Origin of the sequence: Sphingomonas lycopersici (assembly GCF_026130605.1) — a bacterium.
GTDB lineage: Bacteria > Pseudomonadota > Alphaproteobacteria > Sphingomonadales > Sphingomonadaceae > Sphingomonas > Sphingomonas lycopersici.
Map to the genome: position 1 here is coordinate 40,591 of NZ_JANFAU010000011.1, position 15,209 is coordinate 55,799.

At 67.8% G+C, this 15,209-nt stretch carries 15 protein-coding genes; 6 read left to right on the forward strand and 9 right to left on the reverse strand.

Translation table 11 applies throughout. From position 1 onward, the window contains the following. Nucleotides 1-13 precede the first annotated feature (13 nt). Nucleotides 14-1,219, forward strand: a complete 1,206-nt coding sequence (locus tag NED98_RS18055; protein ID WP_265313935.1) for an acyl-CoA dehydrogenase family protein — start codon at nt 14-16, stop codon at nt 1,217-1,219. Between the two features lie 419 nt (nt 1,220-1,638). On the opposite strand, the gene NED98_RS18060 is transcribed toward NED98_RS18055, so the two are convergent. Together NED98_RS18060 and NED98_RS18065 are read right to left on the reverse strand one after the other, a co-directional pair. Then, the gene (locus NED98_RS18060; RefSeq protein ID WP_265313937.1) at nt 1,639-2,697 is read right to left on the reverse strand and encodes a GGDEF domain-containing protein; all 1,059 of its coding nucleotides are present in this window, start codon (nt 2,695-2,697) and stop codon (nt 1,639-1,641) included. Nucleotides 2,698-2,798: 101 nt separating this feature from the next. Next, the gene (locus NED98_RS18065) at nt 2,799-3,329 is read right to left on the reverse strand and encodes a peroxiredoxin (RefSeq protein ID WP_265270987.1); all 531 of its coding nucleotides are present in this window, start codon (nt 3,327-3,329) and stop codon (nt 2,799-2,801) included. A gap of 64 nt (nt 3,330-3,393) precedes the next feature. Here NED98_RS18065 and NED98_RS18070 point away from each other — a divergent pair, with 64 nt between their 5' ends. Further along, nucleotides 3,394-4,200 (forward strand): inositol monophosphatase family protein, encoded by an 807-nt coding sequence (locus tag NED98_RS18070; protein ID WP_265313938.1) that lies wholly within the window; start codon nt 3,394-3,396, stop codon nt 4,198-4,200. Nucleotides 4,201-4,296: 96 nt separating this feature from the next. Beyond that, nucleotides 4,297-5,325: a LacI family DNA-binding transcriptional regulator gene (locus tag NED98_RS18075; RefSeq protein ID WP_265313939.1), complete on the forward strand. Its 1,029-nt coding sequence runs from the start codon at nt 4,297-4,299 to the stop codon at nt 5,323-5,325. Nucleotides 5,326-5,411: 86 nt separating this feature from the next. On the opposite strand, the gene yfiB is transcribed toward NED98_RS18075, so the two are convergent. From yfiB to NED98_RS18110, 7 genes are all read right to left on the reverse strand, one after another. Further along, nucleotides 5,412-5,939 (reverse strand): outer membrane lipoprotein YfiB, encoded by a 528-nt coding sequence (gene yfiB / locus NED98_RS18080; RefSeq protein WP_179512481.1) that lies wholly within the window; start codon nt 5,937-5,939, stop codon nt 5,412-5,414. 86 nt (nt 5,940-6,025) lie between these two features. Next, nucleotides 6,026-7,276, reverse strand: a complete 1,251-nt coding sequence (gene dgcN / locus NED98_RS18085) for a diguanylate cyclase DgcN/YfiN (RefSeq protein WP_265313940.1) — start codon at nt 7,274-7,276, stop codon at nt 6,026-6,028. Beyond that, nucleotides 7,273-7,782 carry a regulatory sequestration protein YfiR gene (yfiR, locus tag NED98_RS18090; RefSeq protein ID WP_179512483.1) on the reverse strand — a complete coding sequence of 170 codons (510 nt, stop codon included), beginning with the start codon at nt 7,780-7,782 and terminating at the stop codon, nt 7,273-7,275. Before yfiR ends, dgcN begins: the two co-directional genes overlap by 4 nt. Before the next feature lie 86 nt (nt 7,783-7,868). Further along, the gene (locus NED98_RS18095) at nt 7,869-8,855 is read right to left on the reverse strand and encodes a bile acid:sodium symporter (protein ID WP_265313941.1); all 987 of its coding nucleotides are present in this window, start codon (nt 8,853-8,855) and stop codon (nt 7,869-7,871) included. Next, nucleotides 8,852-10,093: a kynureninase gene (gene kynU, locus NED98_RS18100; protein WP_179512484.1), complete on the reverse strand. Its 1,242-nt coding sequence runs from the start codon at nt 10,091-10,093 to the stop codon at nt 8,852-8,854. Before kynU ends, NED98_RS18095 begins: the two co-directional genes overlap by 4 nt. After that, nucleotides 10,083-10,796 carry a fumarylacetoacetate hydrolase family protein gene (locus tag NED98_RS18105; protein ID WP_179512485.1) on the reverse strand — a complete coding sequence of 238 codons (714 nt, stop codon included), beginning with the start codon at nt 10,794-10,796 and terminating at the stop codon, nt 10,083-10,085. The genes kynU and NED98_RS18105 overlap by 11 nt, the downstream gene beginning before the upstream one ends. A gap of 194 nt (nt 10,797-10,990) precedes the next feature. Beyond that, nucleotides 10,991-11,722 (reverse strand): IclR family transcriptional regulator, encoded by a 732-nt coding sequence (locus NED98_RS18110; protein WP_265313943.1) that lies wholly within the window; start codon nt 11,720-11,722, stop codon nt 10,991-10,993. A 164-nt stretch (nt 11,723-11,886) separates the two neighbouring features. On the opposite strand from NED98_RS18110, the gene NED98_RS18115 reads away from it, so the two are divergent. Genes NED98_RS18115 through NED98_RS18125 form a run of 3 tightly spaced genes read left to right on the forward strand, consistent with a single transcriptional unit; the run spans nt 11,887 to nt 15,133 of the window. Continuing rightward, a complete protein-coding gene (locus NED98_RS18115; RefSeq protein ID WP_265313944.1) occupies nt 11,887-13,062 on the forward strand; it encodes an acyl-CoA dehydrogenase family protein in 1,176 nt (391 codons plus the stop codon). A 23-nt stretch (nt 13,063-13,085) separates the two neighbouring features. Further along, nucleotides 13,086-14,285, forward strand: a complete 1,200-nt coding sequence (locus NED98_RS18120) for a CoA transferase (protein WP_179512487.1) — start codon at nt 13,086-13,088, stop codon at nt 14,283-14,285. After that, a complete protein-coding gene (locus NED98_RS18125) occupies nt 14,282-15,133 on the forward strand; it encodes an HTD2 family dehydratase (RefSeq protein ID WP_265313946.1) in 852 nt (283 codons plus the stop codon). Before NED98_RS18120 ends, NED98_RS18125 begins: the two co-directional genes overlap by 4 nt. Nucleotides 15,134-15,209 lie beyond the last annotated feature (76 nt).

The window sequence follows — 15,209 nt, forward strand, 5'->3', positions numbered from 1 at the left end:
GGGGAGAGGAACGATGGACTTCAACGACACCCCGGAAGAAGCCGCCTATCGCGCCGCCGCGCGCGCCTGGCTCGAAACCAATGTCGCCGAACACAAGGCGATCGCCCACGCCGACGATATGGCCGCAGCGAAAAGCTGGCAGGCGCGCAAGGCGGCGGCCGGCTATGCCCAGATCACTTGGCCCAAGGAATGGGGCGGCGGCGGGGGCACCCCGATCCAGAGCGTGATCTTCGGGCAGGAGGAAGCCAAATTCCCGGTCCAATACGGTTATTTCACGATCGGGCTCGGGATGTGCGTGCCGACCGTAATGGCCTTTGCCGACGATGCGACCAAGCGCCGCTTCGTCGGCCCCGCGCTGCGCGGCGAGGAAATCTGGTCGCAATTATTCTCCGAGCCCGCCGGCGGATCGGACGTCGCGGCGATCCGTACCCGCGCGGTGCGCGACGGCAGCGACTGGGTGGTCAACGGCCAGAAGGTGTGGACCTCCGGCGCGCATTATTCCGATTTCGGGATCGTTCTCGTCCGCACCAACATCGATCTGCCCAAGCACAAGGGGCTGACGATGTTCTGGCTCGATCTCCGCGCGCCGGGGATCGAGATCAGGCCGATCCACCAGATGTCGGGCGGGTCCAATTTCAACGAAATCTATTTCACCGACGTCCGCATTCCCGATGCGCAGCGGCTCGGCGCGGTCGACGACGGGTGGAAGGTCGCGCTCGTCACGCTGATGAACGAGCGGCTCGCGGTGGGTGGCGGCGGGGGCGCGGGGCCGAAGGATATCCTCGCGCTCGCACGGGAACTCGATGCGGCGGACGGGCCGCTGATCCGCGACCCGGCATTCCGCCAGCGGCTAGCCGATTGGTATGTCCAGGCCGAGGGGCTGCGCAACACGCGGATGCGCACGATCACCGCGCTGAGCCGCGGGCAGACCCCGGGGCCGGAAAGCTCGATCGGCAAGATCATCGCCGCCAACCAGCTGCAGGATCTGGGCAATGCCGCGGTCGAGGCGGAGGATCAGTACGGGATCATCAACGATCCCGCGCTGTTGCCGCTCAAGGGGCTGTTCCAGTCCGCGGTGATGAACGGGCCGGGGCTGCGCATCGCCGGCGGCACCGATGAGATTTTGAAGAACATCATCGCCGAGCGCGTGCTCGGTCTGCCCGGCGAGATCCGCGTCGACAAGGACGCTGCGTTCAAGGATCTGCCGGTGGGTCGGTGAGCGCCGTCGTTCGCCGATCAGGCGACGACGGTGCTCACGGCATTGACGTAGATCAGCAGCGCGGCGGTGGCGAAGGAGGCGAAGCCGAAAGCGAAGGGGCGATACATGATTGCTCTCCTGTTAGAGGTGTCGGGGTCGCAGCGATCAGGCGATCGGCATCACGGGGACGGCGGCGCTGACCATCAGCGCGGCGACGAGCACGGCGCCGACGAAGCTGAAGGCATAAGCGCGGGCGGAGACGAAACGGTCGGTCATGATCCAATTCCCTTTGTGGTGGCCGCCGGTCGATCCGGCGGCGGATGCCACGGGAATTGCACGAGCCGTGCCAGTTTTTCTGGCCTAAATAAATCAATAGCTTAGCTGACGCCCGCGGGAATGATGGCAATATTCACCGCGCGCCAGTGGCGCATTTCGCCAACTTACGGCGCGATATCCACGCGGTTCCGCCCGGCATGTTTGGCGGCGTAGAGCGCGGCGTCGGCGCGGGCCAGCGCCTCCTCCTGCTGCTCCGCCCCGGTGGCGCAGGTAAGCCCGGCGGAAATGGTGATCGCGCCGATGAAGGCGTCGGTCGCGCGCAACCGCAGCCGCCGCGCGGCGATCGCGGCGCGCGCGCGCTCGACGATCGCGCACGCTTCCTCGAGCGCGATGCCGACGAACAGGATCGCGAATTCCTCGCCCCCGACGCGCGCGACGAGATGCCCCTCGCATTCCGCGACGAGCGTCTGGCTGATCGCCTTGAGCACGCGATCGCCCACCGCATGGCCGAACCGATCGTTGATGCGCTTGAAATAATCGATGTCGCACACCGCCACGACCACCGCGGTGCCGGGGACGAGCGCGGCATAGGCCTCGTCGAACGCGCGGCGGTTGGCAAGCTCGGTCAGCGGATCGTGCCGCGCGCTGTCGCGCGCCTCATCGAGCGCGCTGCGCAATGCCTCGGTCTCGCGCGTCGCCGCCTCGAGCCGCGCCTCGGCCTGACGCACGCGATCGAGCATCGCGCCGGTCAGCCGCGCGATCTCGTCCATCCCCTCGACCGCGCCCTGCCGGCGCATCGCCGCGGCGCTGGCGGCGATGTCACGCCCGAAGCCGCGCGTCTCGACATGGATCGCGCGCACCGTGTCGGCGAAATCGTCGACATGCTCCTTCGCCCGGTCGATCAGCGCGGCGGGATTGGGCTGCTCCTCCTCGGGCGCCGTATTGCGCGCCGGCGCCGGGGCGACGAGTTCCACCGTCGGCCCGGCCACCGCCTCGCCGCCGAGCGATACGATATCCTTGCGCGACAGCCGCACCCCGCCGTCGGTCAGCGTCTCGACCGCGCGCGCCAGCGGCCCTTCGGGGTCGCTCATGACGTGATAGGCGAAGGTATAATGCGCCGGTTCGGGGCTAAGCCGCTGTTCGGCAAGGAATCGGCCGATACGCTCGAACAGCCCGGGCGACGCCTCGCTCTCCAGGATTCGCTGCGTACCAATGACGCCCACCGTTCCATTCCCCCTGCTTCCACGATGCCTGACGCATGTGGATCGATCAGCTCCTGCGACCGGCGCTTATCGCCAAAGCGCTAAGAAGTGGTGACCACCGATCAGCCCGCCTTTAGCTTGCGCACCGCCTCCAGCGTCGACGAAATATGTTCCTTAGGATTCATATCACTATGGACAAAGACGACCCGCCCCTTGCGGTCGATCACGTAACTTGTCCGGTTTGTTATGTTCCGACCGTTCATCATGCGCGGCAAGGCAACGTCATAATCCTTTACCACGCGCGGGCCGGCGCTCCCCACCGCGAACTTCCCGGCGCATTCGCTCGACGAGAATTTCTGCAGGTCTTCCACCGAATCCGCCGACATGCCGATGACCGTCGCACCCGCCGCGCGGAACGACTCCAGGCTCTCGGCAAAGGCGCGCGCCTCGGCATTGCAGCCCGGCGTGAACGCCGCCGGGAAGAAATACAGCACCACCGGGCCGTGGCGCAGCTGCTCGGCGAGGCTGATCTTCACCACCTTGCCCGCCATCGCGCCACGCGTCGTGAAATCGGGCGCCTTGGCCCCCGGCGCCAAAGCGGCGCTGACCGGGGCGGCGATCGCCAGCGCGGCGAACAACGGCAACAGGCGCATCTGATATCTCCTGAATTTCTGCCCTATTCTAGCGCGAACGCGCGCGGTGCGATAGGCACGTAGCATGCCGATCCGTCAGACCGATATCGATCTTGCGCTGCGCCTCGCCGATGCGGCGGGCGAGGCGATCCGCCCCTATTTCCGCACCGAGCACGGGGTGGAGATCAAGGAGGATCATTCGCCGGTCACCCTCGCCGATCGCGCGGCGGAGACGGCGATGCGCCGCATCCTCGACGCCGAGCGCTCGGGCGACGGGATCGTCGGCGAGGAATATGGCGTGAAGGACGGCGTCACCGGCCGCCAATGGGTGCTCGATCCGATCGACGGCACCCGCAGCTTCACCGCCGGCCGCGCGATTTTCGGGACGCTGATCGCTTTGGTCGAGGACGGCTGGCCGGTCCTCGGCATCATCGATCAGCCGATCCAGCGCGAACGCTGGCTCGGCGCGGCGGGGCAGCCGACGACACTCAACGGCCGCGCGGTGCGTACCCGCGCCTGCGCCACGCTGGAAGGCGCGCTGCTCGCCACCACCAGCCCGCATGCGTTCAGCGGGGAGGAGGCGGATGCGTTCCTGGCGTTGGTCGCAGCGGTCTCCGGCGGCCATGCCCGGCAGGGGCCGGTCTATGGCGGCGATTGCTATAATTACGGCCTGGTCGCCGCGGGGCATCTCGATCTGGTGTGCGAAGCGGGGCTGGCGCTTTACGACTTCGCCGCGCTCGCACCGATCGTGGAGGGCGCGGGCGGGCGGATGTGCGACTGGCACGGCGATCCGCTGACCGCCGCCAGCGCCGGACAGGTACTCGCGATCGGCGATCCGGCGCGGACCGATGAAGTGCTGGAAGCGCTGCACGGGCACGCCCACGATCATTAGTCGCGGCCGCGACAGTCCGTTTACTAACCTAGATTAAATTTACGTCACGTAACAATCCTGCTGGACTTGGCCCGGTCCGGCCATTTAACTGCGTCGGTGAAAAACGAAGACGCTCGGAGGGCTGCGACACTAGCCGATGTTGCCGAGCGCGCTGGCGTTTCGGCCAAGACGGTGTCGCGCGTCGTCAACGAGCATCCTTCGGTCCGCGATACGACGCGCGAGCGCGTCAAGGCGGTGATCGCGGAGACCGGGTTCCAGCTCAACCTCGCCGCCCGATCGCTCGCTGCCTCGCAATCCTATCTGATCGGCACCTTCGTCGCCGATACGGCGAGCCTTTATTATAGCGAGCTGGCGCGCGGCGCGGCGCGTGCCTGCCGCGCGCTCGGCTATCATCTCGTCACCGAGGAATTTGACCAGCGCAACCCGGTCGCGGCCGATCATTACGAGCGCACCTTGCGCCAGACCCGCTGCGACGGGATGATCCTGCCCCCGCCCCTGTGCGACGATCTGGCGCTCCTCGACGCGCTGGAGCGCGACGGCGTACGCTACGTGCGGATCTCGCCGATGCTCGACCCCGATCGCTCGGTCGCCGTGTTCGCGCACGATGCGGACGGGGTTTCCCAGCTTGCCCGGCATTTGTGGGAAAAAGGGCATCGCCGCTTCGGCGTCATCAACGGCCCGTCCAACTTCGCCTCGAGCGCGACGCGCCGCGACGCGCTGATCGCCGCGGTTTGCGCGCTCGGCGGGAGCGCGAGCGACGTCACCGCCAGCAAGATGCTGTGGGACGGCACCTTCCCCGCCACCGGCTATCGCACCACGGGGCAGTTGCTGAAGGACGCTCCCGACATTTCGGCGATCTTCACCTTCAACGACGAACTCGCGCTCGGCGTGCTCGGCTATGCGCATGAAAACGGGCTGCGCGTGCCGAAGGACCTCGCGGTCGCCGGGTTCGATGACAGCGATGCGTCGAGCTTCGCCTGGCCCTCGCTGACGACGGTCAGCCAGCCGGTCGTCGACATGGCGGTCCGCGCGGTGCAGGCGCTGGTGCGCGATTCGCCGCACGCCCGCCGGCGGATCGAATGCCCGGTCCGCCTCGTCATCCGCGCCAGCACCGGCGGGGAATGAGCCAAGACCAAGCATCTCGCGCAAAATCTGATCCGTTCGCCCCGAGCTTGTCGACGGGCGAACGGGATTGGGCGACCCTGCTTTAACTAACGCACCGCACCGGAAGGTGGGGGCGCCGCCGGCCGGGCGTCGTCCGGCGAAACGATGATCACGACGCGCCGGTTCTCGGTCCGCCCCGCGGCGGTGATGTTGCTCATCACCGGATAGCGCGCGCCCAGCCCGCGCACGACCAGCCGGTCGCCGTCGAGTCCCCCGGCGCGCAAGGCATCGGCGACCGCCGTCGCGCGCTTGAGCGACAGCGCCTCGTTGTAGGTCGCCGATCCGGTGCGATCGGTGTGCCCCTCCACCCGTGCGCCGTGAATGTCCACTTTGGCGAGCGCGGCGGCGGTATGCGACAAAGCGACGCGCTGATCGTCGAGCAGGTTGGCGCTGTCGCTCGCGAACAGCAATCGATCGGCCAGGCCGAACTCCCAATTGTCGCCCGACGGCTTGAAACCATTCTCCTGCAGCGTCGCCTGCTGCGCCGGCGAGAAGCCGCGCGTGGGCGCGGGCTGCACCGTCTGGCAGCCGGCGATCAACGCCAGCGCCGGAAGGAGCAGATATCGGTGGGTCATCTTCTGCCTCCTGAACTGAGGCTCATATAAGCCGCTGACGGGCTTGGGCAATCTTCTGCGGATCGGCGGGGCTCGATCCGTTCGGGTCAGCTCGGTTTATAGGATTGGCGCACCACGGCGATCGTCGGCGCCGGCGCCGCGCGTTTGTCGGCATACATCGCGCGGTCGGCGGCGTTGAGCAACGTCGCGATGTCGCGACCGTCCTCGGGGAAATTGGCGGCGCCGAGGCTGATCGAGACCGCGATCCGCTCGCCGCCCGGCAACACCAACGGCGGCGTCATCGTCGCGCGAATGCGCGCAGCGAGCGCCTGCGTCTCGTCCGGGCCGGCCGGCGGCGCGATCAGCACCGCGAATTCGTCGCCCCCCACGCGCGCCGCGAGATCGGACTGGCGCAATGCGCCGCGCAACCGGGCGGCGATCTCGATCAGCAGACGATCGCCCGCGGCATGGCCGAACTGATCGTTGATCTCCTTGAAGCGATTGGCATCGATATAGAGCACGCCCAACCCCGCCTCGGCGGCGGCAGCCAGTTTGAGCTCGCTCGCCAGCCGCTCCTCCAGCACCACGCGATTGGCAAGCCCGGTCAGCGGATCGTGCATCGCGCGATGCGCCAGTGTTTCGTTCTCGCGCGCCAGATGCGCCTGCCAGCCTTCGAGCTCCGCCAGCAGCGCGTTGAAATCGTGCCCGAGCGAATCGATCTCGGCGATCGGCGCGCGCGGCGCGCGCAAGTGCAGCGCGCGCTCGGTCTGGACGCGGTGCGCGATCGCGGCGATCGCCCCGATCGGCTCGGCGATGCGGCGGTGGAGCCGGCGGACCATCGGATAGGTGAGCAGCACCGCGAGCATCAGCGCGCCCACCCCGTCGGCAAAGCCGAGCATGAGATACCCATCGAGCCCGCCGAGCCCGGCATAGACGCGCACGTCGCCGATCGGGCGCCCGGCGTGATCGATCCGCGTGATCGCCGGCTCGGGCCACAACAGCGCGGCGGTGCGATCCTTGAGCGATCCGATCGTGCTACGCGCCTCGTCTTCCGGGTGGCGCACCTCGACCCGCAGGCCGCCCGCAGTCACCACCACCGCGCGCACCCCGTCACCACGCGTCAGCAGCGGGCGGATCGCATCGTCGATCGCGGTCTGATCGTGAAACACCACCGCCGGCTCGACGCTGTACCCGGCGAGCTGGCCGATCAGCCGCATATTCTGCCGCACATAGCTGTCGACCATCAGCACGCCGCTGAGCAGGCTGCCGGCCAGCGCGAGCAGCAAGGTCAGCAGCATCGTGCGCTGCTGGACGCGCGCCAGCGCGCGGCCCAATGTCGGAAGCCGCTCGGCGCTCAATGCGCACCTCGCGTCAGCCGCAGCACGCGCGGATCGACCTTCACCGCCCCGCGCGAGATCGCATCGAGATTGAGCAGGAAGCGCACCGCCGCAGGCTCGTCACGCAGACAGAACATCGCCCCGCCGCGGCATTCCGGATCATCCTCGGCGATCGTCAGAATGGCGCGGCCGTAGCTTGCCCAGATCAGTCGCTGCGCGGCCGGCACGGGCATCCGCCCGAGATAGAGGATCGCGCAGCGCGCCGTCGCCAGCGCGGCGGGGCGATCGATCCGCGTCGCCGCGACCGGCTGACCGTCAATCGCGACCCCGGCGAAATCGCGCTCGCTGACCTGCGTCACCCCGGCGAGGCAGAGCCGCACCGGTGCCTGCGGTTGCGGCCAGCGCGTGAAGCTCGCGATTCCCGCGATCGTCGCCGCGATCGCCGGGCGCACGCCGGTATGCGTGATCGGCGCGGCGATCGGGATTTCCTGGAGCGGGGCGAACAGAAGGGCGAAGGCAAGAAGCAAGCGGCGGGGTTCCAATATCCGCGGCCACTATATGCCGGGCGAGTAAACGAAATACGCAGCCCGATCCAAGCTGTCGAGTGGCGTGCTCAACGCGCCGCTGCTGCCGCCCGCGCGGCATAGCGGCGCGCGAGTATCGAACAGACGATCAGCTGCAGTTGGTGATAGAGCATGATCGGCAGCATGATCATCCCCATCGCCGGATTGCCCGCGAACAGGATCCGCGCGATCGGCGCGCCGTTGGCGAGACTCTTCTTCGACCCGCAGAACACCGTCGTCACCTCGTCCGCCAGCGGGAAGCCGCAGGCGCGCGACAGCGCGGTCGTCACCCCCAGCACCACCGCCAGCAATATCGCCGCGATCGCCGCGATCTCGGCGATCACCCACGGCGAATAGCGCCACCACAGCCCCGAGGCGGTGGACTCGCAGAAAGCGGTATAGACGATCAGCACGATCACCCCGCGATCGAGCCGGTTGATGATCGGCTTGCGCGCCGCGAGCCATGTCGCGATCAGCGGGCGGGAGAGTTGCCCCGCCGCGAACGGCAGCAGCAAGGTCAGCGCGACATCGCCGATCGCGGGCAGGATCGGGAACGGCTTGCCGCTGACCGCCGCGACCATCGCGATCAAGCTGGGGGTGATCGCCATGCCGATGATCCCCGAAAGCGAGGCATCGAACACCGCCGCGGGAACGTTGCCGCGCGCCATGCTCGTCATCGCCACCGACGAGGAGATCGTCGACGACAAGGCGCACAGGAAGAACACCCCGAGCCGCACCTCATAAGCGAGCACCGAGCTGAGCCCGAAGAAGATCGCGAAGCCGATCAGCGGGAACAGGATATAGGTCGTCGCCTGCACCGCGAGATGGACGCGCCAGTTCGCCGCCCCCGCCTTCAGCGATTGCGGCGACAGGTTCGCGCCGTGGAGGAAGAAGACCAGCGCGATGCCGATCTCGGTCACCTGCGCCATATGCAGCGCGCCGCCCTCGGCCCCCAGCCGCGGCGCGAGAAACGCCAGCACCACCGCGGCGAGCATCGCCAGCAGGAATCCGTCGATCTTCATGATCGCGCGGATCACGTCACCGCTTCGCGCTCGGCATAGCGCGCGTCGCGCCACGCGCCGCTTTCCATCACGTCGACGAGCACGTCGACCGCATCCCAGACGTCGGCAAAGCGGACGTAGAGCGGGGTGAAGCCGAAACGGACGATATCGGGGGCACGGAAGTCGCCGATCACTCCGCGATCGATCAGCGCGCGCATGATCGCATAGCCGTGCGGATGCGCGAAGGAGACCTGGCTGCCGCGCTCGTTTGCATCGCGCGGCGAGACGAGCGTGAAGCCGTGCGCGGCGCAGCGTTGCTCGACCAAGGCGATGAACGTTTCGGTCAGCGCGATCGACTTGGTACGCACCCGCGTCATATCCGCCGCGCGCATCAGATCGGCGCCGACCCCGACCAGCGACAGGCTGACGATCGGCTGGGTGCCGGTGAGGAAATGGCGGATATCGGGCGCCGGGGCATAGCCGGGGGTCAGCGCGAACGGGTCGGCATGCCCCCACCAGCCGGTGATCGGCTGCCGCGCGGTCGCGAGATGCCGTTTGGCGACGAACAGGAAGGCGGGCGAGCCGGGCCCGCCGTTGAGATACTTATAAGTGCAGCCCACCGCGAGATCGACATTGCAGCCGTTGAGATCGACCGGCAGCGCCCCAGCGCTGTGGCACAGATCCCAGATCGCCAGCGCCCCGGCGGCATGCGCGCGCGCGGTGAGCGCGGCCATGTCGTTGATATGCCCGGTCTTGTAGTGGACGTGCGTGATGCTGATGGCGAGCGTATCCTCGTCGATCGCATCGGCGATCGCATCGCGCTCGACCAGCACCACTTCCAGCCCGCGCGCCGCGGCGACTCCTTGCGCGACATAATTGTCGGTCGGGAAATTGCTGCCCTCGAGAATGATCTTGCGCCGGCCAGGCCGCATGTCGGCCGCCGCCCACAACAATTTGAACAGATTGACGCTGGTCGTATCGGTGACCACCACCTCGCCCGCATCGGCGCCGATCAGCGGCGCGAGCTTGTCGCCCAGTTCGAGCGGCAGTTCGAACCAGCCGGCATTGTTCCAGCTGCGGATCAGATCGGAGCCCCATTCATGCTCGACGACGCGCGCGGCACGGGCGGGCGCCGCCTTGGCCATCGCACCGAGCGAATTGCCGTCGAGATAGATCACCCCCTCGGGGATCACGAACGCATCGCGGAATTCCGCCAGCGGATCGCGCCGATCGAGCGCGACGCACTCTTCCCGGGTGATCGCGTCAGGCCGCATCGAAAGGCTCCTCGCGCGGGCCGATCTCCACCGCGAGCGGGGAAAGCCCGTCGATCGCCACGACCAGCCGGTCGCCGGTCACCGCCGCGCCGACCCCCGCGGGGGTGCCGGTATAGATCAGATCGCCGGGCAGCAGCCGCTCGATCCGGGAGAGATGCGCGATCACCTCCGCGGTATCCCAGATCATGTCGGCGATATCGCCGCGTTGGCGTTCGACGCCGTTCCGGGTCAGCGTGATCGCGCCGGCGGTGACATGCCCGCCGTTCGCCACGGGGCGCAACGTGCCGATCGGCGCGGAGAAGGCAAAATTCTTGGCATTGTCCCACGGGCGGCCGAGATCCTTGGCCACCGCCTGCAGATCGCGGCGCGTCATATCGAGCCCGGCGGCATAGCCGTAGACGAGATCGAGCGCGCCCTCGACCGCCACGGCCGCGCCCTCGCGTGCGATCGCGACGACCAGTTCGGCCTCATAATGATAATCCCCGGTCGCCGGCGGATAGGGGATCGTCCCCCCGCCCGGCACCAGCGTCTGCGCGAATTTGGCGAAGAAGAACGGGGGCTCGCGATCGGGGTCCTTGCCCATTTCGCGTGCGTGGGCGGCATAATTGCGCCCGACGCAGAAAATCCGGCCGACCGGGAAGCGATCGGCGCTCCCCTCGATCGCGACGGCGGGAAAAGGCGGAAGATCGAAGATATTGGCCATGACACGCTCCTGACGGATGAACGGCATTCCGCGCAAGAGGCGAAAGCCGGCGCTCTCGAATTCGATCGGGGTTAGGCTCGGAATCTGCACTTTCCCGTTCGCGCTGCGCCTGTCGAAGGGCTGCCCTTCTTCCGAGGAAGAAAAGTGCAGGGCTTCGACAAGCTCCGCCCGAACGGTGGAGAGGCTGTCGTGCCCTATCCGCGCAGCAACGCGTCACGCACGCCGACCAATTCCTCGCCCAACGCCGCCACCTCCGCCGGCGTGCGACCCGCGAACATCGAGGCGGAGAGGCAGAAGCCCGGCATCACCCCCGCGATCGCGACCGCCACGGTGCAGATCCCGCGAAAGGCGAAACCGTCGTCGACCGCATAACCGCGCGCCGTCGCCGTCTCGACCTGCGCCGCATAATCCGCCAGCGACAAGGGCGCCTGCCAGCGGACCGGCTCGAACCGCCGCGCCAGTTCGTCGGGCGCGACCCGCTGCGCCGCCGCCAGCGCGCGCCCTACCGCGCCGCCACCGAGCGGCTGGCGCTGCCCGTCGGCCATCGCGACGCGCATCCCGGCTTCGCTTTCCGCGCGCGACACCGCGCGTACCCGCTCGCGCGAGATCACCTTCCACAACGCCACCGCCGCATCGTGCCGCCGCGCGAATTGCGTGATCAGCGGCTGCGCCCGATCGACCAGCCCCTGCCCCGCGCCGTCACGCAACGCCTCCGACGCCGCCCAGGCGCGTGCGAGACGGTAGGATTTGGTCCGCGCGTCGCGCTCGACCACGCCCTCGTCGACCAAAGTCTTGAGCAGATTGAGGCAACTCGACGGGCTCAACCCCGTCACCCGCGCGATATCCGACAGCGACATCGGGCTGGTTTCCGCGAGCAGCCGCAAAATCCCCAGCGCCTGAGAAACGGATCGAACCGGTCCTGTCATACGACAGGTATAGTTTTCAGCATTGTGAAATTCAATTCTCAATGTTGAATATTCGCCGCGAAACGGCTATCGTCCGATCGATTGTATCGGACAGGAAAGCCAATCCCCTCCGCGCACGCGGGCAAGGTGTCGGCGCATGCTATGATCCGGGTGAGGAGCTTCAGATGGTCAACGTCAATCCGGGGATGGATGCCGATGTCTTCGAGCAGTTCATCGACCAGCTCCAGCGCTATGTGCGCGAGCGGCTGATCCCCGCCGAGCGCGCGATCATCGAGAGCGACCGGATCCCCGACGATATCCTCGCCGAGCTGCGCGACATGGGGCTGTTCGGCCTCACCATGCCGGAGGGTTATGGCGGGGCGGGGATGAACGTCACGCAATATGTGCGGACGATCCACGCGCTGAGCTATGCGATGCCGGCGTTCCGCTCGATCATCTCGATCAACATCGGAATGTTCTGCTCCGCGCTCAAGAATGGCGGCACCGACGCGCAAAAGGCCGAATGGTTGCCGCGCGTCGCGGGCGGCGAGATCGCCTGTTTCGGGCTGACCGAGCCGGGATCGGGTTCGGATTCGGCCGGGCTGCAGACGACCGCCACCCGGACCGACAACGGCTGGGTGCTCAACGGCACCAAGCGCTACATCACCAATTCGCCCTTCGCCAAGGTCGGGCTGATCATGGCGCGGACCTCGAAGGAGAATCTGCCCAAGAATGCGCATGTCTCCGCCTTCATCGTGCCGATGGACGCTCCCGGCGTGTCGATCGGCAAGTCGGACAAGAAGATGGGCCAGTCCGGCAGCCATATCGCCGATATCATCATGGAAGACGTCCATGTCGGCGAGGGCGCGCTGCTCGGCGGCGAATTGGGCAAGGGCTTCGTCTATGCGATGATGAGCCTCGACAACGGCCGCATGTCGGTCGGCGCGGCGGCCACCGCTTATGCCCGGCGCGCGCTCGATAGCGCGATCCGCTACGCCACCGAGCGCAAGGCGTTCGGCGAGCCGATCGCCAATTTCCAGCTAATCCAGCAGATGCTCGCCGACAGCGAGATCGAGATCTACGCCGCCGAAACGATGATGGCCGACGTCACCCGCCGCGCCGATGCGGGGGAGAATGTCCTGCGCAAGGCGGCGGCGTTCAAGGTGTTCGCCTCGGAGATGTGCGGCCGTGTGGTCGATCGCGTGGTGCAGGTCTACGGCGGGGCGGGCTATCTCGCCGAATATGACGCCGAGCGCTTCTTCCGCGATGCGCGCATCTATCGCATCTACGAGGGGACGACGCAGATCCTCCAGCTCCAGATCGCCAAACACATGCTGCGCGAATTCAATGCCTTTGCTTGAGCCAGCCGGCAAAGGACGCGGCCATGTATAACCTGCTGGGCGACCTTTCGGTGATCGAGGCATCGTCGTTCGTCGCCTCGCCCACTGCCGGCCTCTATTGCGCGCAACTCGGCGCCGAGGTGATCCGTGTCGACCAGATCGGCGGCGGCCCCGATTTCCGCCGCTGGCCGGTGACCGCGGCAAACGATTCGCTCTATTGGGAGAACCTCAACCGCGCGAAGAAATCGGTCGCGCTCGATCTCGCGCGGCCCCAGGGGCGCGAACTGTTGCAGGCGCTGGTACGCGCGACCGGGCAGCTCATCACCAATTTCCCGGTCAAGGGCTTCATGGCGCATGACGTGCTCGCCGCGGGTTGCGCCGATCTCATCACCGTGCGGGTGATGGGCTGGGCCGACGGATCGCCCGCGCTCGATTATACCGTCAACAATGCGGTCGGCTATCCGATGCTGACCGGCGAGGGGCCGGCGCCGGTCAACCACGTGCTCCCCGGCTGGGATCTGTTGAGCGGCGCTTATGCCGCCTTCGCCTTGCTCGCCGCGCTGCGTCGGCGCGGGGAGACCGGGGCCGGAAGCGAGGTGCGCATCCCGCTCTCCGACGTCGCGATCGGCACCGTCGCCAATCTCGGCAGCCTCGCCGAGGTGCTCTACGAGGGGCACGACCGGCCGAGGCTCGGCAACACGGTCTACGGCCTGTTCGGGCGCGATTTCGTCACCGCCGACGGGGTGCGGACGATGATCGTCGTGGTGACCCCGCGGCAATGGGCCAATCTGCTGGCCGCGCTCGATCTCGGCGCGGCGGTGGCGGCGCTGGAGGCGCAGCGTGGCGTATCGTTCGCCACCGATGACGGGCTGCGCTTCACGCATCGCGATGCGCTGTTCCCGTTGTTCGAGCAGGCGATCGGCGCGCGCCGCCACGCCGATCTCGCCGCCGCATTCGACGCGGGCGGGATCGTCCATTCGGCGTATCGCGCAATGTCCGACGCGGTGCGCGATCCGGCGCTGGTGGCGGACAATCCGATCTTCGGGCGCGCCGCCAACCCCAGCGGGTTCGATTATCCCGCCGCCGGCGCGTTCGCCACGATGCCGCAGCTCGAACGCCAGCCCCCGCGCCCCGCCCCGCGCAACGGCGCGCATAGCGAGGAAGTATTGACCGAACGGCTCAAGCTGTCGTCGGGCGAGATCGCGCGGCTGATCGACGCCGGCATCGTGGGGCGCGGCCAATGAGCGACTGGAGCCGCTGGGTCGGGCGCGAGGAAGTCCGTCGCGACCGGATCGACGCGGGGCTGCTGACGCGCTGGTGCGCCTCGCTCGATCGCGCCGTACCCGACGACGGCGCGGTGCCGCAGGGCCTCCATTGGTGCCTGTGCCTCCCCGATGCGCCGACCGCTGCGCTGGGCGAGGACGGCCACCCGCGCCGCGACGACAGCCCGGCGAGCTTCATGCCCCCGGTGCCGTTGCCGCGCCGGATGTGGGCGTCGAGCAAGGTCGATTTCGTCCGTGCACTCCACGCCGGCGAGGTGATCGAGCGCCGCTCGCGCATCGTCTCGGTGACCGCCAAGACCGGCGCGTCCGGGCAATTGGTGTTCGTCGATGTCGCGCATGACACGCTCGGCGACGGAGAGCTTGCGCTACGCGAGGTGCAGTCGATCGTTTATCGCGACGCCGCCCCGCCGGGCGCCCCGCCCACCCCGCCGCCGCTCGGTGCGGGGACGTTCGACGCCGGCGGCTGGGATGCGGTGCGTACGATCGTTCCCGATGCGCCGCTGTTGTTCCGCTATTCGGCGCTCACCTTCAACAGCCACCGCATCCATTACGATCTGCCCTATGCCACCGGCGCGGAGGGCTATCGCGGGCTGGTGGTCCACGGCCCGCTGACCGCCTCGCTGCTGCTCGATCTGGCGCGGCGCGAACTGGGCGACAACCGGCTCGGGACCTTCGCTTTCCGTGGGGTATCGCCGGCTGTGGCGGGTGAGCCGTTGCATCTTGCGTTGCGTACCGAGGGCGAAGCGATCGAGCTGGGTGCCTTCGCCGCCGACGGGCGGCAGGTGATGAGCGCGAGTGCGCGGACCTAGCGCGCTACTGCGCTTGAACGCGCTTCCCTCTCCCGGTTCGGGCTGAGCTTGTCGAAGCCCTGCACTTTATCTTCCG